Source organism: Frankia sp. Allo2 (genome assembly GCF_000733325.1).
Taxonomy (GTDB): Bacteria; Actinomycetota; Actinomycetes; order Frankiales; family Frankiaceae; genus Frankia; species Frankia casuarinae.
In genome coordinates this window covers 67,601-93,065 of sequence record NZ_JPHT01000002.1, presented here as the reverse complement: position 1 = coordinate 93,065, position 25,465 = coordinate 67,601, and the positions used below count along the sequence as shown (strand labels likewise).

Here is a 25,465-nt window from a genome sequence, read left to right as displayed (position 1 = left end):
GGGCTCGTGACCCGTCCAGGGCTCGTGACGTTCGCCCCGCCGGCCGACGACGGATCGAGGATCGTAGATTATTTCGGCGGTGTATGCCCGGTCCGTGGCCGCCGGCCGCTGCGCCTCCTCGCCGCCGTTTTGCCGGCCTCGCACCGCCCACGACAGGTCGGCGGTCTCGGTGAGTCCGTACCCGTACCCCGGCCAAGGACGGACGTAGCCCTCATCGATCCATTCATCACCCCATTCATCGGCATCGTCCGGGCCACCCGCCGGTTGATCGGACCCGACCTCGTACGACGACCAGCCACCGTCGCCCGACCAGCCACCGTCGCCCGACCAGCCACCCCGCGACCGGGCCCCGGGCGGATCGCCGGGCCGGTCGTGATCCAGCCGATCAGACCGACCGGTCGTGGCCGACGCGACGCGTGCCGGCCGGTCTGGCTCGCCAGCCGGATACACCTCGTCAAGGGTGTACAGCCCGGCGGCCCGGCGGTCCCCGTCAGGCCGGTAACGCTGTCCGGATTCACCGGTCCGGTCCCAGGACCGGTGGTGCCGGTGGCCCTCGTACCGGCCGGCCCGCGGGACGGCCGGGTGCGAGAACCGTCCGCGGTCGGGCTCCCGGGCCGGTTCGGGAATGCGCGCCCAGGTGGCGGCGCCGGGTCCAATGTCGTCTCCGGGAGCGGGCCGCGCCGCCGGGATCGCGCCCGGCGCGGGCCCACGGGGGGTGTCGGCCCACGGGGGTCGGGCACGCTGCGCAGGCTTCTCCACGAACCGGTTCGAGAAGTACGCGATGAACGTGCTGACCGCCGCCGCCACGACAACCGACGGCCACAGCCCGATCCGGGGCACCAGCTGCCCGTTCGCAACCGAGATCACCGGATAGTGCCAGAGGTAGATACTGAAGGTGATCTTACCGAGGAAGGCCATCCGTGGACTGCCGAGCAGGCGGACCCAGCCGGCGTCGCGGCGCAGGTCGGCGCCCAGGATGACCACGGCACCGAGCAGGGCGCTGGGCAGGTAGGCGGCATGGTCGAGCCAGTTGGCGTCATAACCGTCCTTGTTCGGCCCAAGGAAGGCGAAGAAGATCAATCCGATCCCCGCGACGAAGCCGAGATCGGCGATCCGACGGCCCGCCCGCCAACGCTCGACCGTCGCCGCCGTGNCAGGGGTCATCGTGCCGATCTGCTGGGCGTGCCGGCGGCGGCGCGGCGCGGCCAGGTCCGGCTCCTCGGCGACGAGGGCGCGCAGGCGGGTGTCACGCCAGACCGCCAGCAGACAGCCGATCAGCAGCGGTGCGACGTGCGTGTCCAGCGCGAGGTACACCCGCGAGTGCGGGGCGCCGCCGGCGGCCACGGTCCAGGTCCAGACCGCCGCGAAGGCGATCATGGCGAAAAGCATCTTCAGCAGGTGCGCCCGGAACCGGTCCGAGCGGCTGACAATCAGGAACAGCCCCGGCCACAGGAGATAGAACTGCTCCTCCAGGGACAGGGACCACACGTGGGCCAACCATCGCCCACCGGCGGCAGGATGCAGGACCTTGTACCAGTTGTTGACATTGAAAAAGGCGGAGAGCGCACTCCCGACGTAGTCGTCCCGGAAGGGGATGTCGTTCCATTTGAACGCCACCGTCACCGCGAGCCCGACGAGCAGGTACACCCACATCGCGGGCATCAGCCGGTAGGCCCGGCGCACCAGGAATCGACTCACCGAGATCGTCCCGGTCCGGCTGTGTTCGGTCAGCAGGAGCGTGGTGATAAGAAATCCACTCAGCACGAAGAAGACGTCGACGGCGACGTTGCTGGCCTGGATCGCACCCATGTGGCCGGCGAGGATGGTGTAGATACAGACGATCCGCAGCCCGTCCAGCGCCGGGTTGTACGCGAACTTCGCCGCGGCGGCCGCCGCCGGCCCGGCCGGCGGCTCCCAGCCAGCCGGGGTGCCGTCGCGCGTTATCCTCGTTATCCCTGTCGCCTCAGTCTGCTGCGGGGCAAGCCGCATGATGACCGTCGCCTCCTCCATCGGGCGTCGGCAGTCCCGGCACCGACACCCGACACTCAGGGTGACCGTACGGTGCCGCGATAACCCGAGCGTGAGTCGCTCCCAAACCATGCCGCCGGTCGGACCAATGACCCGGATACGGGTACCCGTATCACTCCGCTACGCCAGCGAAGTCAGACATCACTGTGCGAATGACGCAAGACTAACGGATCGGAAAATTCGGGACAAGGCAGGTACCGGTGGCCACAAAACAACGCCACCCCAAAAGCGACGCTGTGCGCACGGTTCATTACGAAGTCACATCGGCCGAACCATGGCGTCACAGCGCGTCAGAGAAAGGGGAAGATCACCGGACGGGAGAGCCTCGGCAGAGGCGCCCACGCTGTCTCTCCCGCGCGCTACTCGGGAACCTGGGCAATCACCAGGAGCGTACGAAACGGCTCGACGACGACACCGTCAGGAAAGGCGCGCAGCATCGTGCGACGCTCCGCGTCAAGGAAATCGTCGAGGCGATCGCCGATGGCCGCGACGTAGGACTTCGACCGCTGCCAGGTGAGGTAGTCATCGATGTTAATCCGGCGCCGCCACCGGCCGGTCAGGGTGACAACCTCCCTGAAGTGGCCGGTCCACCGCAACTCGTCGGCGAACGGTCGCGCACGGTACCCGCGGTGATATCCGGGGTTCATCCGCTCGAGCCGTTCCTGCTGGCACTGCCACCACCGGTACTCCTCGGCGTCGACGTCGTTCCACCACACGGCGAGGGCTCCGCCGGGCCGCAGCACGCGGGCGGCCTCGGCCGCGGCGGTCAGTACCTGTACCCAGTGCCATGCCTGGGCATAGCAGACCAGGTCGACGACCTGGTCCCGGAAGGGCAACGCCTCCCCGTCCCCGCGCACCGCGGGCAGTCCGGGGCTGCGCTGGCGCAACCGCGCCAGCATGGTCGGCCCGGGTTCCACCGGTACCACCCGCGCGCCCCGGCCGATCAGCAGACGCGTGGCGATGCCGGTCCCGGCGCCGACGTCAAGCACGTCCGCGCCGCGCAGCGGCCGCCCGAGGAACCGCTCGACGTCACGGAAGATGTGGTCGGGATAGCTCGGCCTGGCCGCGGCGTAGGCATCCGCCAACGGGTCGAACAGCGAGCCGGTGGGAGTACGACCAGAAGGGACGGACACTGCGTCATGGTGGCACTCGACCATGGCGGCGAGCCACGGGAACGGTGTCAGCCCCGGAGGTGGGTCAGCCGGCGGTGGACCCGGATGCGGATCAGCCGTAGGTGGATCAGCCGTAGGTGGATCGGAGTCCTGCGGCGGACGGTGCGGCGAAGTGCAGACGGGTGAACGCCAGCGCCTCGGCGAGCTCGGCCTCGCGCTGGGCACGCGACTCGGCCCGCCTGGTATTGATCTCGACCACCACGGTGCCGTCGAAACCGCCGGCGGCCAGCAGTTCAAGCAGCTCCGCACAGGGCTGCGTGCCACGACCGGGGACGAGATGTTCGTCCTTGGCCGAGCCCAGACCATCGGCCATGTGCACGTGGACCAGCCGCTCGCCGAGAAGCTCGGCCATCTCGAGCGGGTCCGAGCGGGACACACTCGTGTGCGACAGGTCGAGGGTGACATGCGCGTAGTCGTCTTCGACCGGGGACCAGTCCGGGGCATAGGCGGAGACCTCCCGCCCCCGCGCCCGCAGCGGGAACATGTTCTCCACCGCGAAGCGGATGTCGGTCTCGCCGGCCATCCGCTCGATGCCCGTCACGAACTCGCGGGCATAGTCTCGCTGCCAGCGAAACGGCGGGNGGNCGACGACCGTCGACGCGCCGAGCGTCTCGGCTACGGTACGGGCCCGCACCAGCTTCGCCCATGGATCCGTACCCCAGACCCGCTGGGTGAGCAGCAGGCACGGCGCATGAATGGCCAGAATCGGGATGCCGTGATAGTCCATCAGCCGCTTCAGCGCCTGCGGATCCTGGCTAACCGGATCGGTCCAGACCATGATCTCGACCCCGTCATACCCCAGCCGCGCCGCCATCTCGAAGGCCGAGGCGGTGGNCTCGGGATAGGNCGAGGCCGTTGAGAGCGCCACGCGGGCACCCGGAGCGGTCGTGGCCAGCTCGGGCGCTCCGCGCGGGACAATGAGCGAGGAGCTACCGCCACCACCGGGCCCCGAACCGCCCGCGACCCCACCGGACGAGATCGGGGCGGGAGCCATCGCGGTCGGCGACACCGACCGCGCGTCGTCACGCCATGCCTGCAATCCGTCTCCCTGCCGCGCGAGCCGGGGGTTGGCCGTCACGACCGACCTCATCTCCCAGGCTAGGCCATCTCCGCGGCCCCGCCCGCACAGACATCCGCGGGATGACGGTCGGAACCTTCATATCGCCCGTGACAACGGCCACATCGGGCAATTACGCGCATCAAGAACACTTTCTGCAAGGTTCATCTCACCCTCTGCCAGGTGAAGGGAGTTCATCGCTCCGGCGTCAGGATGAGGTGAGCCAGTCCAGGCGGCGCAGGATCACCCCTTCGCGCAGGGCCCAGGGGCAAATCTCCACCTCGTCGATGGCGAACAGATCGAGAGCCTCGTCCGCGACGACCGCCCCCGCGACCAACTGGGCCGCCCGGGAGGCGGAGACGCCCGGCAGCGCCGCGCGCTCCTCGACCGACATCCGGCACACCTTGGCCGTCACCTCCACGAGGTCGTCCCGGCGCAGCACCCTGCGGGTATAGGGACCGCGGCTGTAGGACTCCGCACCGGCGATCCGAGCCAGCGACCGGAAGGTCTTCGACGTCGCCACCGCCCTCGTGTGCTCCCCCAGGGGATAGATGGTGCCCACGATCGGCGCGATCTGGGACCGGACGTAACGGCGCAGCTCGCTGAGCTCGGACCGCTTGGGCGGGTCGCTCGGGGCCAGCCAGTCCCGGGTCAGCCGGCTCGCGCCAAGCGGCAGGGATGCGACCACCTCGGGGTCCTCGTGCATGCCGGCGCCGATCTCCAGGGAACCACCGCCGATGTCCAACGCCAGCAACCGGCCGGCGCTCCAGCCGAACCACCGGCGGACGGCGAGGAAGGTCAACCTGGCCTCCTCCTCCCCGGGCAGGACGCCGATGGAGNCCCCGGTGGCCTCGCCCNCCCGGCGCAGGACCGCCTCTCCGTTGGTGGCGTCCCGCAACGCCGACGTGGCGAAGGCCGCCAGATCGTGGACCCCGAGCGCGTCGGCCTGCTGGCGCATGTCCAGGACGCAGGAGGTCAGGGCGCGCTCTCCAGCGGCGTCCAGCGCCCCGTCCGCGTCGAGCAGTTCCACCAGCCGCAACGGCACGCGCACGCTGGCGGCCGGCTGCGGCTGGCCGCCCCGGTGCGCGTCCACGACAAGCAGGTGGACGGTGTTCGAGCCGATGTCGATCACACCGAGACGCATTGGACCGGGATGTGGACCCGCCGGGAGCGGACTCACCACGGCCGCCTGCCGTCCCGGGGCGACGGCGGCGTCGGGCTGCGCCACGATCTTCGGAAACCACGCACCCGGACGCACGCCACCGAGCACCTCTTCACCGTTCCCTCCGGCCGCGACCGCCGGGGTCACGGCTCGAACTTGTATCCCAGTCCCCGGACGGTCACCAGGTGCCGCGGGTTGCCGGGTTCGTGCTCAATCTTTGTCCGCAGTCGTTTGACGTGGACATCCAGGGTCTTGGTGTCGCCGACGTAGTCCGACCCCCAGACCCGGTCGATCAGTTGGCCCCGGGTCAGCACCCGGCCCGCGTTGCGCAGGAACATCTCCAACAGCTCGAACTCCTTGAGCGGCAGGGTGACCGTGGTCCCGTCGACGGTGACGACATGGCGCTCAACGTCCATCCGGACCGGGCCGGCCTCCAACGTCGCGTCCCCCACCTCCTCGTTCTCCGACCGCCGCCGCAGCACCGCGCGGATCCGCGCCACCAGCTCCCGGGCGGAGAACGGCTTCGTGACGTAGTCGTCCGCTCCGAGTTCCAGCCCGAGCACCTTGTCGATCTCGCTGTCCCGAGCGGTCAGCATGATGATCGGCACAGTGGAACGGGTTCGCAAGGTTCGGCACACTTCCGTGCCCGACAGCCCCGGCAGCATGAGGTCCAGCAGGACAAGATCANCCCCCCGCCGATCGAACTCGGCCAACGCGCTGGGGCCGTCGGCGACGACCCCCACCTCGAAGCCCTCCCGTTCCAACATGAACGACAACGCGTCGGAGAAGGACTCCTCGTCCTCGACCACGAGCAGCCGGGTCACCTGTTCGCTCCCCTTGTTACGTTGGACGGACCGGCCGACCCGGACCGCTTCCTGTTACCGTCGATGGGACGGGTGGACCCGCCGCGTCTACCGGTCATGACCGATACCGTTCACCGTTCACGAACCGCCACCGAGTTCATCATCGCCATGATGTTCACCATCGCCATGATGTTCACCATCGCCCCGACCGCGGGCGTCGGCATCGGCCCCGACGACGTCGAAGCCATCCACCCCGTCATCCTCGCGGGTTTCGTCCGAGCCGTCCGTCATCGCATCGTCATCGTCGCCGGTGAACAGCGGCAACCGGAGCGTGAAGGTGGAACCCGCGCCCTCGGCGCTCCACACAGAGACCACGCCGCCGTGATTGGTCGCGATGTGCTTGACGATGGCGAGCCCCAGGCCGGTCCCACCGGTCGCGCNGGATCGCGCCGGATCCGCCCGATAGAAGCGTTCGAAGACCCGTTCCAGGTCCTTCTCCGCGATCCCGATGCCCTCGTCGGCGACGGAGATCTCCACGGTCTCACCGCTGCGCCGAACCCCGAGCACAACCCGGGTGCCACGCGGCGAGTAGCTGATCGCATTGTCGAGCAGGTTCGCGACGGCGGTCACGAGCTGGCCCTCATCCCCACACACCGGCAGGTCACCGTCGCCGATCACCGCAACCGAGATCGCCTGGGCCTGCGCTGCCAGCCGGGTGCGGTCGACCGCCTCGGTGAGCACCGCGGACGCCCGCATCGGCCGCAGGTTGGGCAGCGGATCGGCGCCCTGCAGCCGGGAGAGATCGATGATCTCCTGAACAAGACGGGCGAGCCGGGTCGATTCGTGGGTCATCCGGGAGGCGAACCGGCGGACTGCCACCGGGTCCTCGCAGGCCGCGGCGACCGCTTCGGCGAGGACGTGCAACGCACCGACCGGCGTCTTGAGCTCGTGGCTGATGTTNGCCACGAAGTCCCGACGGACGGCCTCGACCCGACGCGACTCGGTAATGTCATCCACGATGACGGCGACATGACCGGACGAGTCCAGCAGCCGGGCCCGGGCACGCACCGCCAGCCCCTCCTGGTCCGGTCGGGGACGGGTGAGGGGGGGCTCGGGGACGGGCGGCAGCTCAAGCTGCCGCTCCTGGTCACTGCCCGCGAGCCGGGTGGCCCGGACGAGATCGGCCAGCTCCGCCACCGCGATCTCGTCGGCGGCGACCACACCCATACGTCGCGCGACCATGTTCACCAGGACCACCCGGTCCGCGGCGTCGAGGACGAGCAGACCGGTCGGCAGGCCGGCGATCACCCGACGCACGAGCCTTGCCGGCAAGGTCATGCCGCCGGTGTCCCCGCCGGACGCCGAACCAGTAGTCAGGTCAGTCGTCGAACCGGCTGTTCCAGGCACCGCTGTCATCGTCCACCATCGTCCGCTCACCCTGTACGGCCTGCCGACCTGCACGAGCCGCGGATGCGGTGTGTACCGGTTGTCATGGCATCCGCCGACCTGTCACCCACTCGCCGCATGCTAGGTGTCCGCATGCCACCTAGGTATTGCTCTGCAAGCCTCCACCGCCGATCGTCGCTAGCTGTTCATCAGACCCATCGTCAATGTTCACCAGAGAGCGAGAGGTCCGCATCATCGTCAGAACCGGAGCGACGCAAGTACCCAGAAGCACCATGATCGAATCAATCCCTCAGGATCTCTGACCCCTCGATCCCCCACCGAATGAGAAGGAGCCGTCCGTGCGGGACGCCTTCACCGACGAACTCGACAGCATCAACCGGTCCCTGATCGAGATGACCAACCTGGTCGCCTCGGCCATGGCCCGGGCCACCACCGCTCTCCTCGACGCCGATCTCCAACTCGCCGAGAACGTCATCAGCGGAGACGAGACGGTCGACCTGCTGCGCAACGAGATCGAGGAGCGGGCCTTCGACGTGATGGCCCGCCAGGCCCCGGTCGCCACCGATCTGAGGATGATGGTGGCCACGCTGCGGATCGTCGCCGACCTGGAGCGGATGGGCGACCTCGCCCTGCACGTGGCGAAGGTCGCCCGCCGGCGCTACCCGGGCCGGGCGGTCCCGCCGGAGCTCCGGGCGACCCTGCTGGAGATGGGGCAGGTCGCGCAGCGCATCGTCGCGAAGGCCGGATCGGTGATCGCCANCCGGGACACCGACCTCGCCAAGCAGCTGGAGGCCGACGACGACGCGATGGACGGGCTGCACCGCGCCCTGTTCCACATACTGATCGAGAAGCCCTGGCCGCACGGGATGGAGGCGGCGATCGACATCACTCTCTGCGGCCGCTACTACGAGCGGTACGCCGACCATGCGGTCTCGGTCGCCCGCCGGGTGCTCTACCTGGTCACCGGGGATTCCAGCGGCGCGTGAGGGCACCCGGGGAGATCCGCCCCCGGTCTCGCGCGGGCGTGGCCCCCACGCACGGCCCGACGGTTCCCCGCGTGCATCCCGCCGGCGCTACGGCGGCTGCCCGTGATGGCCCGCGATGATGGCACGGGCCGGTCGGGACTATATGACTCAGTCGGGACTATATGATTATAGTCCCGACTATTTTTAGCCTCGACTATCTTCTTGATTGCTTTTCTGACTACTTCTTGGTGCCCTGCGCGGCGACGGCGGCCGCGGCGAGCGCCGCGGCGTCGGGGTCGAGGTACCCCGAGCTCACCACACCCAGCTGGTCGTCCAGCTCGTAGCGCAGCGGGATGCCGGTGGGGATGTTGAGCCCGGCGATGTCAGTGTCGCTGATGTGATCGAGATGCTTCACCAGGGCGCGCAGCGAGTTGCCATGCGCCGCCACCAGGACGGTACGGCCGGTCCGCAGGTCCGGCACGATCGCGTCGTACCAGTAGGGCAGCATCCGGGCAACGACGTCGGCGAGGCACTCGGTCCGCGGGATGACGTCGGGGGCAAGGTCGTCATAGCGCTCGTCCACCCCGCTGACCTGCTCCGGACCGATCTCCGGCGGCGGCGTGTCATAGGAGCGACGCCAGAGCTGGAACTGCTCCGCGCCGAACTTCTCCAGCGTCTCCGCCTTGTTCAGGCCCTGCAGGCCGCCGTAGTGCCGCTCGTTGAGCCGCCAGGTGCGGCGAACCGGAACCCAGGTGCGCCCGGCGGCATCCAGCGCCAGCCAGGCGGTGCGGATCGCCCTGGTCAGCAGGGACGTGTGCACCACGTCCGGCAGGACGCCGGACTCCCGCAGCAGCTCACCCCCGCGAGTGGCCTCCTTGGCACCCTTCTCGGAAAGATCAACGTCCACCCAGCCGGTGAACAGGTTTTCGCGGTTCCAAATGCTCTCACCGTGGCGGAGCAGGACGAGCGTCGGCATACCCGAGATCCTGCCCGCTCGGCGGCCCGCTCGGCCAGCATTGCCGGTTGTTGCCTGTGACTCCCCGGCTCGGGGCCGGTCGTGCCGGCGACCGGTTGTCACCCGGCGGCAGGACAGGAATCCGGCGGCACGACAGGAATTCATCCGGAACTGAACGACCCCCGGGCGCTCCGCCGCCGCGCGAAGCGGAGGCGGGCCGTCGGGACTTGCGACGGCGCCCGGGGGTCGGGTGTCTGCCTGGTTCTCGCCGGTGCCGGTGCCCATGGGCCACCCGGCTAGAGGTGAGGACCACGAGACCGGCTAGCGGACAGCCACCTCACGAGTCCTATGAGCATACAAAGCCTGGACCACCTCCCTTCTCGTGTACCCGTGACGCTACGCGGACCCAGGGGCGCATCGCAACGGCTTTTCCGCGCGCGTTGATGGGACGCTCCTGACACCGGCCGGTCGGAACAGCCAGGCCACCCGCGCGGGCCCGGGGCCACAGCCGAACCGTGCGCGGACCCGGCCGAGGCACGCCACGGGGACCTAGACTGAGTCCCATGACCGCAGGGTCCCTCACGACGCCCGCCTCGCTCTCCCCGTTGCTCGGCCTGCCGGGTGCGGTGGCCGGCACTGCCGAAGACGACGCGGTCGCCGCCCACTACGGCGATCCGCTACGGGAACAGCGCGCGGTGCGCGGCGGTGCCGCCGTCGTCGACAGATCACATCGGGACGTGCTGCGCGTCTCCGGCCCCGACCGGCTCTCCTGGCTGCACAGCATCACCTCTCAGCATCTGTCCGCGCTGGGCGCGCTGCGGGGCACCGAGGCGCTGGTGCTCTCCCCGCACGGCCACGTCGAACACCATCTCGTCCTCGCCGACGACGGCACGTCCACCTGGGTGGACGTCGAGCCCGGCACCGGCGGCATCCTGCTGCGCTACCTGGAGTCGATGCGCTTCATGCTCCGAGTGGAGCCAGCGGACCTCGGCGCGGTGACGGCGGTGCTCAGCGTGCTCGGGCCAAGGGCCGCGCAGGTCGCGGCCGCGGCACTGGGCGGGCCGGGTGACGGCGCGCCCGGCCCGGGCCTGCCCGAACCACAGGCACCCGGCCCGGTCGGGGCGCCGATCACCGGTCCCTACCCGGTCGGCCGTACCGGGACGGGCACGCTGGTCCGGCGGATGCCCCACGGCGTCGACCTCCTCGTCGGCCGGGCCGACCTGACCGGCACCGTCGAGCGGCTGCGCGCCGCCGGGGCGGGTCTGGCCGGGCTGTCCGCCTTCGACGCCATGCGCATCGCCTCCCGACGGCCCCGGCTCAGCCGGGAGACCGACCATCGCACCATTCCGCACGAGGTGGGGTGGCTGGCGAGCGCCGTGCACCTGGACAAGGGCTGCTACCGCGGGCAGGAAACCGTCGCCCGGGTGCACAACCTCGGTCGCCCGCCGCGGCGGCTGGTGCTGCTGCATCTCGACGGCACGGTGGCGGCGCCCCGTTCCACCGTCACGGTCGGCGGGCGCGAGGTCGGGTTTGTCGGCAGCTCCGAGGTCCACGAGGAACTCGGCCCCATCGCCCTGGCGGTGATCAAGCGGTCCGTGCCGACGGATGCCTCCCTCGTCGTCGCCGATCCCGACGGCGCGCCGCTGGCCGCCGCGATCGATCCGGACGACGAGCCAGCCACGACGGCGCCGAAGCGTCCCGCCGGGCGGCTGCGTTCCTGATTCCCGGCCGGCTCGGGTTCCGGCCGGCTCAGACAGTCCGGGCGAGGATCTGATCGAGTTCCCGCACCGCCGGGTCGGTGCCGTGCCGCCGCAGCCGGCGGCGCAGCTCGTCGGCCCGGCGGGCGTTGCGCTTGGATCGCGTCGCCGCCAGCATCGGCAGGGCCTGGCGGGTCAGCTCGCACCCGTGATCGACGTTACCGAGATCCATCTGGACCGCGGCCCACCGAAGCAGGTAGGTGGCCCGGTCCCGGGCCCGGGAGTCCGGCTGGATCGCCAGGGAGCGTTCCAGCCACCGGTCCGCCTGCGCGAGGTGACCGAGATCGATGTAGCAGCTGCCGATCTGCGCCTGGTACTCGGCCTCGTCGAAGTAGGACGACCAGGCGGGCTCCTCAGGCCGCGCGGTGACCATCGCTTCCTCCGAGCAGGCCAGCGCCTGCGCGCAGGCGCTGGCCTCCCCGAGCGCGGCATGGGCACGGGCCCGCCGCATGTGCAGCATGGCGCCGACGCGACCGGACGCCCCCCCGGCGCTGGCCACGGCGGCCTCGGCCAGATCCACCGCCTCCCGTGGGCGGGCGAAGTCCACGCATTGCAGGGACATGTTCTTCAGCACGTTCGCACCGAGCATGCGGTCCCCGCCGGCGTGCGCGGCATGCAGCGCGGTGATCCAGTACCGCTGGGCGGCCGTCTGGAAGCCGGCGTCGAACGAGACCCATCCCGCGAACCGGGCGAGCTCCGCGGCCACCAGATGCAGGTGACGGCCCACGTGCTCGGTATAGGATCCGCGCGCCAGCAGGTCCGCCACCACGCCGAGCTCGGCGTCGACCAGCCGGCGCACGCTCTCCCCACCGAGCCGCTCATCCATGACCCGTAGCCCGGGGATGTTGTGCTCGATCCGGTTCACGATCTGGTCGTCGACCCGTCCCCCGTTCAGGGCCGCCGCCAGCCGGGCCGGTTCCATGCCGAGCCACTGCGTCGCGAGTTCCGCCACCCCGGTCCCAGTGATCGTCAGGAAGCCGCGGCGGTCGGAGAGCGCGTCCTCGACGACGTCCATGATCGAGGTTATGCTGCCACCCGGCGTCCACGGGTACTCGGTGCGCACCGCGTCGCCGGTCGGTAGCCACGCGGGCCAGGGGTGCGACTCCAGGCGATCGTTGGGCACGCCGAGCTCCGCGGCGAGCGCGAGCTGGGACACCCGGTCGGGCACGACCCCACGGTGCTCCCAGCGCCAGACCTTCTGCCGCTCGGCGGCCATGTTCGCCACCCCGAGGTCACGTGCGCGGCGGGCCACGACCCGCGCCAGACGCTGGTAGGACCACCCGCGCTGGGCTCGGATGAACGCAAGCGGATGAGTGCAGGCATGAGCGTTATCCGTCAGCATCGACGATCTCCTCGCAGTCGCATCTCCAGGGGCACTTCCGTGAGTACCTACTAACGCTATGTCGCGACATCTTGGTGCTCCAAGAGACGACTCCGGTGCGATGCGTGCACAGAGGTCACTCCCGGACCACTGGCGGGCCCTGATTGCACGCATGTCCGCCGAGCGTCCGAAAAAAGCGTGTTATATTTTTTTGACCCAATGCGACCACGTCGACCGGTCAGAAATTCTCCCGAGTCGGGCAGCCGGGGACAGGCCCACGGGGAGGGCCCCTCCGCGATTCACGCGGCGCCGATCCGACTGGACGCGCGGGGTGGGAGGGGGGACGGCTGCGGCGGATCGAGGCCGCGCCGCGTCAGATCCGGGCGCCGGCGGCGTCGAAGAAGGTCAGGGTGGACAGCGGTGCGCGCAGGGTGACCCGCATGCCCACGCCGGGCACCTCAGCGGCGTCGACCCTGACGGCGAGCACCCCGGCGGAGGTCCGGACGTACACCGTCCGCTCCGCCCCGAGCCGCTCGCTCACCACGACCTCACCGGTTACCCGCAGCGCGTCCGACGCCAGCGCCACCGGCGCCACCACGGCGTCCGCCGGTACCGATCCCGATCCAGTGGAAGCCGCCGCCACCAGGACCAGGTGCTCGGGCCGGACTCCGAATGCCGTCGCGCCGGCGGGGGCGGGCAGGGCGAATCCGTCCCCGTGCAGTTGGCCGTCATGCCAGCGTCCCTCCCGGACGTTCATCGGCGGGCTGCCGATGAACGCCGCGACGAAGCGCGTGGCGGGCCGGTCGTAGATCTCGTCGGGCGTCCCGATCTGCTGCAGCCGGCCGCCGCTGAGCACCGCGACCCGGTCACCGACCGCCATCGCCTCGGCCTGGTCGTGCGTGACGAACAGGGCGGTGGTGCCGAGCCGGCGCAGCAGGCCCACGATCTCGACCCGCAGATCGACCCGGAGCTGGGCGTCGAGCCCCGACATCGGCTCGTCCAACAGGATCACCCNGGCCCGGGNCGCGAGTGCCCGGCCGATCGCGACCCGCTGGCGCTGGCCCCCGGACATCTTCGCGGGCCGGCGAGCTGCCAGCTCACCGATGCCGAGCATGTCCAGCGTCTCACGGGCCCGGGCCACCGCCGCGGCCTTCGGCAGGCCGCGGCCGTGACGCAACGCCAGAGTGAGGTTCTCCAGCGCCGTCAGATGCGGGTAGAGCGCGAAATGCTGGAAGACCATGGACACGTCCCGGCGGTGGGGTGCGACGCCAAGCTGGCTGACCGCGCCGAAACGCAGATCACCCGACGTCGGCTCCTCGAGCCCGGCGCAGATCCGCAGCAGCGTCGACTTGCCCGAGCCGGACGGTCCGAGCAGCGCGACGATCTCCCCCGGCGCAACCGTCAGCGTGACGTCGCGCAGCGCATGGACCGGGCCGAACGACCGGCCCAGCCCGTCGATCTCGATCGGCACCCCCGCGGTGGCGGCCGTCACCACGGCGGGTCCGTCGGCCGGTTCCGTGATCCGGGTCATCGGTCTCTCCCGCGGCGTCCGCCGGTCAACGGGTGAGTTCCACAGCCTGGCTCTGGGCCGCGGCGAGGGCCCTGACCGGGTCCTCGCCCTTAAGGATGCGCTGCACCTGGTCCGAGATCGCGCTCGGGACCTCCCCGCCGCGGGCCCCGCTCCAAGCCGGCGCCTTCACCAGCGAGGGGATGAGCGCGTTGAACGGCTTGAGCTGCGGATAGGTCTCGTAGAACGACCCGAGCTGGCTGACGGCCTGAGTATCCACCGGGATGTAGCTCAACGCCTCCGTGCTCGCGGCCACGACGTCCGGCGAAAGCAGCGACACGACCAGTTCGGTCGCCATCTCCCGCTGGCAGCGGTCGGTGGACAGGACCGTCAGCGCGTTGCCGCCCGCGACCGGGTGCTGGGTCCCGCCGGGCAGAGTCGGGAACGGGACCGCGCCGGCCCGGAAACCCTTCGTCTCCTGCCCCGCGATGAACTTCAGCCCGCCGGCCACGGAGGCCACCGTCACGGCGGTCATCGCCGTCTGCCGGCGGATGCCGAACCGCAGCAGGCCCTGCTGGGTCGGATCGGCGGAGTGCGTGCCGTAGCTCGCGGCCTTCGCGAGGAACGCGGCGGCCTCGCGGGCCGCCGGGGTGTTCAGGGCGGGCCGACCGTTCGCGTCCTGGATCGGCGTCCCCTTGGAGCTGGCCAGGGTGTTGAGGATCCACTGCCCGAACTGCTGGCCGGTCGGCAGGTCGAGGGGCTGGATATTCTGACCCGAAGCCTTGATCTTGTCGGCGGCGGCGATCACCCCGTCGGTCGTGCCCAGCGTCGCCGGATCGACGCCGGCCTTCTGCAGCACGTCGAGGTTGTAGACCAGGGCCAGAGACGACACCTGCTGGGGAATGCCGATCTGCTTCCCGGCGACCTGCCCGAGGCCGACCAGCCGTTGGTCGTAGGACGCGCNCAGCAGGCGCGGGGAGAGCTCCTGGGCGCCGAGGTCCCGGGCGAAGGTCGGGAGCAGGTCGAAGCCGGCGACCGCCACGTCGACGGAACGGCCGGCCGAGCGGTCGGCGCTGATCTGCTGGACGAGGGAGGTGTAGTCCGGCGCACTCGTGTTGAGGTCCACGGTGAGGCCGGGATGCGCCTTCTCCAGATAGGCCTTGCCGGATTTCGCGACGTCGTTGAGCGTGCCGACGGCGGACATCCGCAGCGTCTTGACCTGGGCCACGCAGGCGGGCGACGCCTTGGCGCCCGCCACGTTGTCGACGCCGGCGTCGGCTGGACGGGCCGTGGGGCGCAGGCTCTCCGCGGGGTCTGCCGGGCTCGCGTCACCACCGCCGCCGCACGCGGTCAGGATGATCATCGCGGCGGCGACGGGCAGCGGCAGCATTCGGCGAATACGGATCACACNTTCTTCCTCTCAGGCACCGGCACCCGTACCGGTAATTCCGGCGGCGAGACGGCGTTGGGCGGCGACGAAGACGACGAGCGACGGCAGGCTGATGATCAGCGCGGCCGCGGCGAGCTCGGTGAAGTCCGGAATGACGGAGGAGGAGTCGGTCATCAGGCGCGCGAGCGCCAGCGGCGGGGNGGCGATGTCCGGCGACCGCGCGACCAGCAGCGGCCACAGGTACTCGTTGTACGACAACAGGAAGCTGAACACCGATACGGAGGCGATCGCGGGCGCGGCGAGCGGCACGATGATCGTCCACAGCGTCCGCCAGGTACCNAGCCCGTCCATCCGCGCGGCTTCCAGGACCGACCCCGGGATGGTACTCATGTACTGCCGGAGCATGAAGATCATCGCCGCGTGTGTCATGAACGGCAGGACCAGGCCGACCCGGGTGTCAGCGAGTCCGAGCGCGGAAATGGTGACGTAGTTCGGCACGGCGGTGATCTGGGTCGGCACCAGCAGGGTGGCGAGCACCACCGCGAAGGCTGCCGTACGCCCGCGAAAGCGCAGACAGGCGAAGGCGAAGGCGGCCGGGATCGCCGTCACGAGCTGCAACGCGAGGATCGCCAGGCTCACCGCCACCCCCGTGAGCAGGGCAGGTCCGAGATCACCGGCGTACCAGGCGCGGTCGAACGAGCTCAGGTCGATGCTGGACGGGATCGGGTTCGACGTCAGCGCCAGCGCGGTCTGCCGCGGCCCAACGGCGGTCCGCACCATCCAGACGAAGGGCAGGACGGCCGCGACGATGCCGATCGTGAGCAGGACGAGACGCCCGATCGTCGGTCCGGTCGGTGACCGGCGGCGACCGCGCCGCGATGCCGGGATCCGCGCCGGCGCCGATCCCGGTTGCGGGGCCCGCCGACGCGAGGCTCGCCGCACGGCGTGGCCACGGGGCGTCGGCCCGGACGCCGGACTGGAGGTGTCGACGCTCACGCGGCGGCCTCCCGGGTGCGTCGGATGCGGCGCCCGAGCAGCCCACCAGCGGCACCCAGTGCCACGATCACGACAAACAGCATCAGGGCGATCATCGAGGCATATCCGATGCGGAACGATCCAGTGAATCCGACCTCGTAAATGTAGTAAATGATCGTCGTGCTGGAGTCCAGGGGGCCACCTTTCGTGAGCACCGCGACCGTTTCGAAGGTCTGCAGGGTCAGAATGGTGACGAACATCCCCAGGAAGATCGTCGTCGGGGCGAGCAGCGGCAGGGTGATGTGACGCAGCCGGGCGAATCCGTGGATGCCGTCCACGTCCGCCGCCTCGTACACCGATCTCGGGATCGCCGTCAGCCCGGCGAGATAGACGACGAAGACGAAGCTCGTCAGCCGCCAACCACCGACGAGGGCCACCACCGGCAACGCGGTCGAGGTGTCGCCGAGCCAGTCGACCGGAGCCACCCCGAACAGCCCGACGACGGTGTTCGCGAGACCGTCGGGGCTGCTGTCGAACATGTAGGCAAACACGACCGCCATGGCCACAATATTCGCACTGACCGGAAGAAACAGCGCACATCGCACCAGCGCCCGGCCATGGGTCACCCGTTCGGCGGCCAGCGCGAGCGCCAGCCCGATCGCGATCGCGGGTACCACCGTGAGGGCGCAGTACAGCAGCGTGTTGCGCACGGCGCCGGCCAGGTCCGCGTCGGAGAGAGCGGTACGCAGGTTCGCCGTGCCGACCCAGTCGAAACGCGGTCCCGTCAGGGTCTTGTCCGTGCCCGCGATGAACGCCGACACCAATGCGGGCCCGATGACGAAAACACCGAGTCCCACGAACGCCGGCAGCAACAACACCCCGGCTCGCCAGCCCGCCCGGCTATCACCCGCCTCACGCGTCACAGTTATGCATCCTGGCCCCACCTGTGCCGGGATGCCGGTACGGGGGTGGCTCCCGCGGAGGAGCAGCCGGTGCCTGCACGTGCCGTCCGGTCCGTCCACATCCCCCGCGCCACCGCCAACGGCCCACGCGCCGCACCCGGTCGACGGCGAATCGTGGTGACCGATCCGTGGCGGCTGTCCCCTCAACGGCCAACGCCTGCAAGAATGACAGGAAACGTCAGTCGATCTTCGGGAACACCATGAGCGACCGCAGCGAGCCCGACCACGCCTCCGCCTGGGGGCGTGTCGCCGATGACGGCACGGTCTTCGTTCGCACGGCCAGCGGCGAACGTGCCGTCGGATCATGGCGGGCCGGCAGTCTCCGTGAGGGTCTGGCCCACTTCGAGCGCCGCTTCGACGATCTGTCCGCCGAGGTCGAGCTGCTCGAGCGGCGGCTGACGGTCAGCGGGGTCGATCCGGCCGGGATCGTCGGCAGCGCACGGCGGCTGCTCGATTCCCTCGACGAGGCCGCGGTCGTCGGTGATCTGGATGCGCTGCGCACGCGGCTGGAGGCCGTGGTCGCCGCCACTGAGGAACATCGCTCCGCGCTCGCTGCCGAGCGGGCCGAGCGGGCCGGCCGGATCGCCGCGGCCAAGGAGCAGCTGGTCGCCGAGGCCGAACGGCTCGGCCGCAGCTCGGAGTGGAAGACCGCCGGGGAGCGGTTCCGCGCGCTCGCCGAGGAGTTCCGCGCCGCCGGCTCGTTGGACAAGCGCACCGACTCGGCGCTGTGGCGGCGCATCGCCACGGCCCGGGACGAGTTCACCCGCCGCCGGACCGCGCACTTCGCCGCCCTCGACACGCAGCGGGCCCGTTCGAGGGAACGGAAGGAGGCGATCATCGCCGAGGCGGAGGCGCTGTCCGACTCCACCGACTGGGCCGGCACGGCCGCCCGCTACCGGGCGTTGCTCGCCGACTGGAAGGCCGCCGGTCGCGCGGCAAAGGATATCGACGACGCGTTGTGGAACCGCTTCCGTGCGGCGCAGGACNCCTTCTNCNCCCGCCGCAACGAGGCCAATGCCGAGCGCGACGCCGAGTTGCGCGAAAACCAGGTCAAGAAGGAGAAACTGCTGGCCGAGGCGACGGCGTTGGATCCGGCCGATACCGACCGCTCGCTGCGTCGTCTCCGGGAGATCCAGGACCGCTGGGACGAGATCGGACGGGTCCCCCGGGAGGTCGCGGGCTCCCTGGAGCGGCAGATGGCGGCCATCGGCGACAAGCTGCGCGAGGCCTCCGACGCCCGCTGGGCCCAGCGCTCCCTCGCTTCCTCACCATTCGTGACGAAGCTGCGGGAATCCGTCGCGAAATTGGAGGCGAAGCTGGCCCGGGCCCAGGCCGCCGGACGCACCAAGGAGATCGCCGACACCGAGTCCGCCCTCGCCGCCCAGCGGGCCTGGCTGGCCCAAGCCGAGGGACAGTCCCACAACGACTGAGCCGCGCCGGCAGGCGCGGGCGCTTCGTATGGACCCGAAAACGGGGAACTGCGGCATCCGCCGTGGTCGAAGGGGCGAAGGTCCGCGGAGTACCAGGTGGTGCACCTCGGGGCGGACACGTCCAAAGAGCGCTAACTGACCGCTTGCCAGAGTTAGCAACCCGACGTATCGTCGACTGCGTTGGTGATGTGTTGTGGCGGCGCACTCGTTTCCGTGCCGACCGGAGCTTGCCGAGGCAGCATGGCCTCCCCTGAATCGCAGCGTCCACGGACGGCGGGCTCTCGGCGGACGGTCGTCCGCGGAGTCCGAGGAGTCCGCGGAGTCCTCGGCCGCGGGGTCCAGCCGTATGCCGAGGTTCANGGANGGNGGGGCGCCCGCCATGGGCGCGGCAACCCGCCTCGCCCTCCGGCGAAGGAGGCGTTCGACCCGGTGGCGGCCCTGAATGTGCGCGATCTCGGCGATTTCATCCGCGATCAGCGGCACAGCGCACAGATCTCCCTTCGTCAACTCGCCAAGCAGGCCGGGGTGAGCAACCCTTACCTCAGTCAGATCGAGCGAGGCCTCCGGCGGCCGTCCGCGGAGATTCTTCAGCAGATCGCGAAGGCGCTCCGCATCTCCGCCGAAGTGCTCTACGTGCAGGCCGGAATTCTGGAGGAACGGCAGGGCGAAGAGAACGTCATGGCTGCCGTGCTGGCGGACGAATCCCTGTCCGAACGACAGAAGCAGGTCGTGCTCGACATCTACGAGGCGTTCTGCCGGGAGAACGCCATCGCGGCGCGGGCCGGCCGCGGCCACCCGGACAGCGACGCCGAGGCCGGGCCGCGCGGGTTCGTCCCCGGCGAGCCCGCCGCCCCGACCGCGGGTCCGGCCGCCATCGGTGATTCGGCATCCGCACGGGGTCCGGCCGCCACCGCGGGAGCGACCTTCGCGGAGCCGACGACGAAACGGAGATCCGCCCGACAGGCGTCGGCGACATCCCGGGGCGGCACCACCACCGCGGCGCGGTCGGCCTCGTCGGACGGTACGGGTAAGCCGTCCCCGGGGACCGCCCCGGGCCGCACCAGGCGATCGAAGGCCACGGGAGGCGAACCGGCGGCGGCGACGAGGACCGAGAGCGGTCCGATCACCGGCGCTCCCCCCGCGTCCCTACCCACACCGGCAGCACCGGCAGCACCGGCAGCACCGGCTCCGCAGCCGACCACCGACAACCCGGTCGATCAGACCTAGATCGACCGGCGGAGACCGCGACGAAAAGGAAAGCGGTACTCCGTTCCTGTACGGCCTATCACCATCCTGACCCTCACATCATTTACCCGACCTTTCACCCGTCGGCGACGAGGCGCTAACAGGAAATCTCTACACGAAATCAACGAATCTTCGAACCGAGGGAGACATCATGGCCACCACGCGCACGACGAACCGCCCCGCCAGCCGTCCCACCGCCCGCGTCAGCGCGCAGGCCCAGGAGGACACGGCCGAGGCGAGGGCCGAAGTCAGGGTTCCGCTGGCGGAGGTGCGCAAGCCGCTCTACGCGTCGGTGGGAGCGGCGGATCTCGCTGTGGCGAAGCTGCTCGCCCTGCCGACGACCACAAGCACCGAGGTTCGGAAGATCTCCGACCGGGTCGGCGCGCTGCCTACCCAGGCGGCGCGGGTTCCGACCCAGGTCGGGACGGCCGTGCGTGCGCTGCCGGCCACCGTCACCTCCCAGATCTCCGACCTGCAGGGACGCGCCACCTACCTCTACAACAGCTTCGCCACCCGGGGCGAGAAGCGGGTGGCGAGCATCCGGCGCAGCCCGGCCACGGAGGAGGCGGTGCAGCGCACCCGGACGGCAGTGAGCCAGACCCGCGCCGCGCGCACCTCGAGTCGCAAGGCGGCCGAGGCGGTCGGCCGGGCCGTGACCGAGGCCGCCCCCGAGAAGTAACGGCCCGCGAACATCGACACACCGGATCACCAACGGACGGTCATTGACCTGTTCCGGTCGACCACGGGTCCGGGGCCTGCTGTCCGGGGCCCGTGGTCCGATGTGTTGTATTAACTTATGCGCTATCGCCCGCTGGGATCCTCCGGACTACTGGTGTCTGTCGTCGGCCTCGGCTGCAACAATTTCGGCTCGCGCGTCGACCTCACCGGCACCCGTGCGGTCGTCGACGCGGCGCTCGACGCCGGGATCACGTTCTTCGACACCGCCGACACCTACGGGAACAAGGGCGGCTCGGAGACGCTTCTCGGGCACGTGCTGCGAGGCCGCCGCGACGATGTCGTCCTCGCCACAAAATTCGGCAACGACATGGGCGGCATGTACGGCCAGGACTTCAGCGCGCGGGCGTCCCGGCGGTACATCCGCAAGGCGGTCGAGGGTTCGCTGAGCCGGCTGCAGACCGACTACATCGACCTCTACCAGCTGCACACCCTGGACGCCTTCACGCCGATCGAGGAGACGCTCGAGGCCCTCGATGAGATCGTCAAGGAGGGCAAGGTCCGTTACATCGGTGCCTGCAACCTCGATGCCTGGCAGGTCGCCGACGCGGAGTGGACCGCCCGGGCATCCGGGACGACCCGCTTCATCTCCGCGCAGAACCACTACAACCTGCTGGAACGGGGCGTGGAGGCAGAGCTCGTGCCGGCCGCCCAGAAGTACGGCATCGGCGTCATCCCGTACTACCCGCTGGCGAACGGCCTGCTCACCGGCAAGTACCAGCGCGACGAGGTGCCGGCACCCGGCACCCGGCTGGCCGGCCGGCAGGACGAGCTGACCGACGAGGTCTTCGACCGGCTGGACGCCCTGGAAACCTTTGCGCGGGAGCGGGACCGGTCACTGCTGGACGNCACGATCGGCGGGCTGGCCGCCCAGCCCGGGGTCGCCTCGGTCATCGCCGGCGCGACCAGCCCGGTCCAGGTGCGCGCCAATGCCGTGGCCGGTCAGTGGCAGCCCCGCGCGGACGACCTCGCGGTGCTCGACAAGATCGCCGTGACCCGCCGTCCCGCCGACTGAACGCGGGACCGACGGATCCACGATCCGGGACGTCCCGTCAGATCTCCGCTGGGGCGTCCCGCACCGCACCGGCAGAACGCCCGAACCGCCCGCCGGGGGCCAGTCGATGGTCAGCTCGCCCAGCCGCCAGCGCCGCCGGTCGCCGCGGACCGGCCAGCCCTGGGCCCGCAGATCCGCCACGGCTGCGATCCACCGCTGGCGTGGGGAGAAGACGGCCCGCGGCGCGGCCCGCTCCCAGGCGCGGTCGAAGGCCGTGAACAGCCGGTGGACGTCATGGCCGGGCACGTTGTGCTCGATGAGCGCCTTGGGGAGCCGCTCGGCGAGCTCGGACGGACGGGCGAGGCTCGCCAGATGCGCGGAGAGGGTCAGCGTGGGCCCGGCCGGGCCCCGCGCGCCGGACGGCAGCCAGGCCGGCGCCGCTCCCGGGGCCGGAAGACCGAACCAGCAGGCGCGCCGACCCGTCTCATCGCAGGTTCCCTCGACGAGCATCCCGCCCGGGGCGAGCCGCGCCAGCATCGTCGCCCACGCGCCGGGGACCGCCGCCTCGGGATACTGCCGTAGCACGTTCAGGGCACGCACCAGCACCGGGCGCTCCCCTGGCGGCGGAAGCTCGAACCCGCCGCGGGTGAACCGCAGCCCGGGAGGTCTCGCGGCCGGAGCGGCCCGGGTGACCCGGTCCTGGTCGAGCTCCAGGCCGACGACGCGCACGCCCGGACGCACCGTTCGCAGCCGCTCGTAGAGCTCCACCGTGGTCACCGGAGACGCGCCGAAGCCGAGATCGACGACCAGGGGATCCGCCGCCCCACGCAGCAGCGCGGCGGCCGCGTCGAGCGTCCAGCGATCGATCCGTCGCAACCGGTTCGGCGCGGTGGTACCCCGGGTGGGCATCCCGAGGGCACGCGCCCGTCCGGCCGCGAGCCGCGGCTCCCGACGGGAGGAGTTCGTCACGGATCCACCCTGGCAGACCGGCAGACCAGCAGACCAGCAGACCAGCAGACCAGCAGACCAGCAGACCAGGGACCGGCCGGGAGCCCGAAGGGGGGAGACCAACAGTTGACCCGACAACCGGCCGGGTAGAACGGTTGGAGACGTGTTCGTCCACAGCAGGGTTGGTCGTGTCGGGCAGGCGCCGGTGGCGTGCGGATGCGGAGGTGCTCGATGCGTCTGATCAGAAGTGGCGCCGCCCAGGTCCGCGGTGAGGCCGAACGGCGCGGGCGGCCCAGTCGGGTCGCGATGCTGTCCATGCACACCTCACCAATGGAACAGCCGGGAACGGGCGATGCCGGGGGGCTCAACGTCTACGTCGTCGAGCTGTCTCGGCAGCTCGCGGCGCTGGGGGTGGAGGTCGAGGTGTTCACCCGCGCGGTGAGCAGCAAGCTGCCGACCTCGGCCGAGCTGTTGCCGGGTGTGACGGTCCGCCACGTTGACGCCGGCCCGTTCGAGGAGATCCACCGGGAGGATCTTCCCGCCTGGCTGTGTGCGTTCACCGCGGCTCTGCTGCGCGCCGAGGCCGGGCACGAACCAGGGTGGTTCGATGTGATCCACTCGCACTACTGGCTGTCGGGCCAGGTCGGTCTCGCGGTGGCACAACGATGGGGTATCCCGCTCGTGCACACCTCCCATACGCTGGCGAAGATCAAGAACGGCGCGCTGGCCGTCGGAGACCGCCCGGAGCCGCCTGGCCGGCTACTCGGCGAACAGGAGGTCATCGGGGGGGCCACCCGGCTGCTCGCCTCCACGCCGGACGAGTACCGGCACCTGATCGATCTGTACGACGCGGCGTCGGACCGGGTCGACGTCGTCGCGCCCGGCGTCGACCTTGAGGTCTTCCGGCCAGGTGACATGGCGCAGTCCCGGGCCCGCGTCGGCGTGGATCCCGCCGACGACCTGCTGTTGTTCGTCGGTCGGATCCAACCGCTCAAGGCGCCCGATCTGCTGCTGCGCGCCGCTGCGGAACTGCTGCGGCGCGATCCCGCCCGCCGCTCGCGGCTCACCGTCGCCGTGGTCGGCGGCCCCAGCGGATCCGGTCTGGAACAACCCGACGCCCTGGTCAAGCTCGCGGCGTATCTCGGGATCTCCGATCGCGTCCGCTTCCAACCGCCGGCCCCGCAGCAGGAACTCGTCCACTGGTACCGCGCGGCCACCGCCGTCGTCGTCCCCAGTCACAGCGAGAGCTTCGGCCTCGTCGCGCTCGAGGCCCAGGCCTGCGGCACCCCGGTGGTCGCCGCGGCGGTCGGGGGCCTGCGCACCGCGGTCGCCGACGGTGTCTCCGGGCTGCTCGTCTCCGGTCGGACCCCCGCCGTCTATGCCGACGCGCTGGACCGGCTGCTGCGCCAACCACGATGGCGGGCCCGGCTCTCCGCCGGAGCGGTGGCCTGGGCCGGTGGGTTCGGCTGGTCGGCCACGGCCCATGGCGTGCTGCGCAGCTACCGGCACGCGCTGAGCCCCACCGCCGTCGCCGTCTGAGAGAGGATCTCCGCCGGAACCAGCATCGTCTACCAGCTACCGGGGAGGCCCCAGCCATGACGGCGCCCATCGACGCAGCGGAACGCAACCGGCTCGACGTGGTGATCGATGACACGCTTAAGGATCTCTGTCTCGCCTACGACCATGTCGACACCGGCTCGTTCCTCGTCACGCTGGAGGGCGAACACAAGCTGCGCACGATGACGTGGCTCGTCGTGCAGGACCACACCCTGCTCGTCGAGGCGTTTTTTATGCGCGCCCCGGCGGAGAACGCGGCGGGCACCTACGGATTCCTACTCGGCCGCAACGCGAAGACCTATGGGGTGCACTTCTCCATCGACCGGGTCGGTGACATCTTCCTCACCGGGCAGGTCCCGCTGCTGGCGGTCACCGCGGAGGAGATCGACCGCATCCTTGGCTGCGTCGGCTCCTACGCCGACGAGAACTTCGACCCGGCGATAGCGCTGGGATTCGCCTCCGCCATCGAGCGGGAGAAGGCGTGGCGGGCCAAGCTGGCCGCCGACGCCGGCTCGGCCACGAAGCCGGGATGAGACCCGGTCCCGAGGAGGACGCGGTGCTTCCCGGCGATTCACGCGTCCCCGTTGCACCCAGGCCGTTGCGTTCAGGCTGTTACATCCAGGCCGTTGCGTCCAGGCCGTTGCGTCCAGGCCGTTGCGTCCAGGCCGTTGCGTCCAGGCCGGGCGCTCCTCAGTAGACGAGGGCCTGCACGCCGTCCGCGAGAACCTCGTCGACGAACGCGGCGGCACCGGCGATGCGGACGCCGGGCAGGACGTCGTCCGGGCCGATGGAGCGCCGGGCCGCACACTGGGTGCACAGGGTGACGCGACCCCCGGCGAGGACGGCGGCGAGCAGATCGGGCAACGGCGCCGCCTCCGGCAGGCTGAACTCCTCCGCCCGGCCGGGCAGCGCGAACCAGGCGGACTCCCCGGTAAGCCAGAGCGAGACGTCTGTACCGGCGGCGACGGCGACCGCCGCGACCGTGAACGCCTGGGAACACCGTTCCGGCGCATCCGTCCCGGCGGTGACCTTGACGACGAGCGGGCGGGCCATCGTGCCAGTCTGCCAAATCGCACCCATCCCGTGCGTCCCGCC

At 70.6% G+C, this 25,465-nt stretch carries 21 protein-coding genes and 1 pseudogene; 8 read left to right on the top strand and 14 right to left on the bottom strand.

The features are described from left to right. From ALLO2_RS02665 to ALLO2_RS02640, 6 genes are all read right to left on the bottom strand, one after another. Positions 1 to 1,989: acyltransferase (locus ALLO2_RS02665; RefSeq protein ID WP_157493257.1), on the bottom strand; the 1,989-nt coding region annotated here is incomplete at its 3' end. 398 nt (positions 1,990 to 2,387) lie between these two features. Then, on the bottom strand, positions 2,388 to 3,185 hold the full coding sequence (locus ALLO2_RS02660) for a class I SAM-dependent methyltransferase (protein WP_011434937.1): 798 nt from the start codon (positions 3,183 to 3,185) through the stop codon (positions 2,388 to 2,390). Positions 3,186 to 3,267: 82 nt separating this feature from the next. Beyond that, positions 3,268 to 4,194: a sugar phosphate isomerase/epimerase gene (locus tag ALLO2_RS02655; protein ID WP_157493256.1), complete on the bottom strand. Its 927-nt coding sequence runs from the start codon at positions 4,192 to 4,194 to the stop codon at positions 3,268 to 3,270. Positions 4,195 to 4,465: 271 nt separating this feature from the next. Then, positions 4,466 to 5,566 (bottom strand): Ppx/GppA phosphatase family protein, encoded by a 1,101-nt coding sequence (locus tag ALLO2_RS02650; protein ID WP_369807765.1) that lies wholly within the window; start codon positions 5,564 to 5,566, stop codon positions 4,466 to 4,468. After that, positions 5,563 to 6,243 carry a response regulator transcription factor gene (locus ALLO2_RS02645; protein WP_035729497.1) on the bottom strand — a complete coding sequence of 227 codons (681 nt, stop codon included), beginning with the start codon at positions 6,241 to 6,243 and terminating at the stop codon, positions 5,563 to 5,565. The genes ALLO2_RS02650 and ALLO2_RS02645 overlap by 4 nt, the downstream gene beginning before the upstream one ends. A gap of 117 nt (positions 6,244 to 6,360) precedes the next feature. Next, positions 6,361 to 7,638: an ATP-binding protein gene (locus tag ALLO2_RS02640; protein WP_035729494.1), complete on the bottom strand. Its 1,278-nt coding sequence runs from the start codon at positions 7,636 to 7,638 to the stop codon at positions 6,361 to 6,363. A 329-nt stretch (positions 7,639 to 7,967) separates the two neighbouring features. Here ALLO2_RS02640 and phoU point away from each other — a divergent pair, with 329 nt between their 5' ends. Further along, positions 7,968 to 8,615 (top strand): phosphate signaling complex protein PhoU, encoded by a 648-nt coding sequence (gene phoU / locus ALLO2_RS02635; RefSeq protein ID WP_035729493.1) that lies wholly within the window; start codon positions 7,968 to 7,970, stop codon positions 8,613 to 8,615. A 217-nt stretch (positions 8,616 to 8,832) separates the two neighbouring features. Here phoU and ALLO2_RS02630 read toward each other — a convergent pair whose 3' ends face one another. Then, positions 8,833 to 9,570, bottom strand: a complete 738-nt coding sequence (locus ALLO2_RS02630) for a phosphoglyceromutase (RefSeq protein ID WP_023839828.1) — start codon at positions 9,568 to 9,570, stop codon at positions 8,833 to 8,835. Between the two features lie 542 nt (positions 9,571 to 10,112). Between ALLO2_RS02630 and ALLO2_RS02625 the strand changes: the two genes are divergently transcribed. Beyond that, positions 10,113 to 11,270, top strand: coding sequence for a folate-binding protein YgfZ (locus tag ALLO2_RS02625; protein ID WP_011434930.1), 1,158 nt, complete (start codon positions 10,113 to 10,115; stop codon positions 11,268 to 11,270). 28 nt (positions 11,271 to 11,298) lie between these two features. Here the strand turns inward: ALLO2_RS02625 and ALLO2_RS02620 are convergent, their stop codons facing one another. The 5 genes from ALLO2_RS02620 to ALLO2_RS02600 all read right to left on the bottom strand — a co-directional run bounded on the left by ALLO2_RS02620 (position 11,299) and on the right by ALLO2_RS02600 (position 17,422). After that, positions 11,299 to 12,648: a transcriptional regulator gene (locus ALLO2_RS02620; protein WP_011434929.1), complete on the bottom strand. Its 1,350-nt coding sequence runs from the start codon at positions 12,646 to 12,648 to the stop codon at positions 11,299 to 11,301. A 352-nt stretch (positions 12,649 to 13,000) separates the two neighbouring features. After that, positions 13,001 to 14,158: an ABC transporter ATP-binding protein gene (locus ALLO2_RS02615; protein ID WP_035729491.1), complete on the bottom strand. Its 1,158-nt coding sequence runs from the start codon at positions 14,156 to 14,158 to the stop codon at positions 13,001 to 13,003. A 25-nt stretch (positions 14,159 to 14,183) separates the two neighbouring features. Next, the gene (locus ALLO2_RS02610; RefSeq protein ID WP_035729490.1) at positions 14,184 to 15,542 is read right to left on the bottom strand and encodes an extracellular solute-binding protein; all 1,359 of its coding nucleotides are present in this window, start codon (positions 15,540 to 15,542) and stop codon (positions 14,184 to 14,186) included. Positions 15,543 to 15,554: 12 nt separating this feature from the next. Next, positions 15,555 to 16,520 carry a carbohydrate ABC transporter permease gene (locus tag ALLO2_RS02605; RefSeq protein ID WP_023839830.1) on the bottom strand — a complete coding sequence of 322 codons (966 nt, stop codon included), beginning with the start codon at positions 16,518 to 16,520 and terminating at the stop codon, positions 15,555 to 15,557. Next, complete coding sequence (locus ALLO2_RS02600; protein ID WP_011434925.1) at positions 16,517 to 17,422, bottom strand: carbohydrate ABC transporter permease; 906 nt, start codon at positions 17,420 to 17,422, stop codon at positions 16,517 to 16,519. The genes ALLO2_RS02605 and ALLO2_RS02600 overlap by 4 nt, the downstream gene beginning before the upstream one ends. Positions 17,423 to 17,661: 239 nt before the next feature. Here ALLO2_RS02600 and ALLO2_RS02595 point away from each other — a divergent pair, with 239 nt between their 5' ends. The 4 genes from ALLO2_RS02595 to ALLO2_RS02580 all read left to right on the top strand — a co-directional run bounded on the left by ALLO2_RS02595 (position 17,662) and on the right by ALLO2_RS02580 (position 21,886). Beyond that, positions 17,662 to 18,891: a DUF349 domain-containing protein gene (locus ALLO2_RS02595; RefSeq protein ID WP_198030933.1), complete on the top strand. Its 1,230-nt coding sequence runs from the start codon at positions 17,662 to 17,664 to the stop codon at positions 18,889 to 18,891. Positions 18,892 to 19,320: 429 nt separating this feature from the next. Then, positions 19,321 to 20,118 carry a helix-turn-helix domain-containing protein gene (locus tag ALLO2_RS02590; RefSeq protein ID WP_023839832.1) on the top strand — a complete coding sequence of 266 codons (798 nt, stop codon included), beginning with the start codon at positions 19,321 to 19,323 and terminating at the stop codon, positions 20,116 to 20,118. A gap of 169 nt (positions 20,119 to 20,287) precedes the next feature. After that, complete coding sequence (locus ALLO2_RS02585) at positions 20,288 to 20,815, top strand: hypothetical protein (RefSeq protein WP_011434922.1); 528 nt, start codon at positions 20,288 to 20,290, stop codon at positions 20,813 to 20,815. A 117-nt stretch (positions 20,816 to 20,932) separates the two neighbouring features. Then, a complete protein-coding gene (locus ALLO2_RS02580; RefSeq protein WP_035729486.1) occupies positions 20,933 to 21,886 on the top strand; it encodes an aldo/keto reductase in 954 nt (317 codons plus the stop codon). Between the two features lie 93 nt (positions 21,887 to 21,979). Here ALLO2_RS02580 and ALLO2_RS23870 read toward each other — a convergent pair. Continuing rightward, a pseudogene (locus ALLO2_RS23870) lies at positions 21,980 to 22,774 on the bottom strand (class I SAM-dependent methyltransferase); the annotation flags it as partial. A 270-nt stretch (positions 22,775 to 23,044) separates the two neighbouring features. Between ALLO2_RS23870 and mshA the strand changes: the two are divergent. Together mshA and ALLO2_RS02570 are read left to right on the top strand one after the other, a co-directional pair. Continuing rightward, positions 23,045 to 24,352 (top strand): D-inositol-3-phosphate glycosyltransferase, encoded by a 1,308-nt coding sequence (gene mshA / locus ALLO2_RS02575; RefSeq protein ID WP_011434919.1) that lies wholly within the window; start codon positions 23,045 to 23,047, stop codon positions 24,350 to 24,352. Between the two features lie 56 nt (positions 24,353 to 24,408). Beyond that, positions 24,409 to 24,903 (top strand): YbjN domain-containing protein, encoded by a 495-nt coding sequence (locus ALLO2_RS02570; RefSeq protein WP_011434918.1) that lies wholly within the window; start codon positions 24,409 to 24,411, stop codon positions 24,901 to 24,903. Positions 24,904 to 25,060: 157 nt separating this feature from the next. Here ALLO2_RS02570 and ALLO2_RS02565 read toward each other — a convergent pair whose 3' ends face one another. Continuing rightward, positions 25,061 to 25,423 (bottom strand): DsrE family protein, encoded by a 363-nt coding sequence (locus tag ALLO2_RS02565; RefSeq protein ID WP_035729484.1) that lies wholly within the window; start codon positions 25,421 to 25,423, stop codon positions 25,061 to 25,063. Positions 25,424 to 25,465: the final 42 nt, after the last annotated feature.

What these genes read in the sequence shown, in the direction of transcription:
- ALLO2_RS02625 (WP_011434930.1), top strand. Translation starts at nt 10,113, where the DNA reads ATGACCGCAGGGTCCCTCACGACGCCCGCCTCGCTCTCCCCGTTGCTC.
- ALLO2_RS02565 (WP_035729484.1), bottom strand. Translation starts at nt 25,423, where the DNA reads ATGGCCCGCCCGCTCGTCGTCAAGGTCACCGCCGGGACGGATGCGCCG.
- ALLO2_RS02660 (WP_011434937.1), bottom strand. Translation starts at nt 3,185, where the DNA reads ATGGTCGAGTGCCACCATGACGCAGTGTCCGTCCCTTCTGGTCGTACT.
- mshA (WP_011434919.1), top strand. Translation starts at nt 23,045, where the DNA reads ATGCGTCTGATCAGAAGTGGCGCCGCCCAGGTCCGCGGTGAGGCCGAA.
- ALLO2_RS02570 (WP_011434918.1), top strand. Translation starts at nt 24,409, where the DNA reads ATGACGGCGCCCATCGACGCAGCGGAACGCAACCGGCTCGACGTGGTG.
- ALLO2_RS02620 (WP_011434929.1), bottom strand. Translation starts at nt 12,648, where the DNA reads ATGCTGACGGATAACGCTCATGCCTGCACTCATCCGCTTGCGTTCATC.
- ALLO2_RS02630 (WP_023839828.1), bottom strand. Translation starts at nt 9,570, where the DNA reads ATGCCGACGCTCGTCCTGCTCCGCCACGGTGAGAGCATTTGGAACCGC.
- ALLO2_RS02585 (WP_011434922.1), top strand. Translation starts at nt 20,288, where the DNA reads ATGGCCACCACGCGCACGACGAACCGCCCCGCCAGCCGTCCCACCGCC.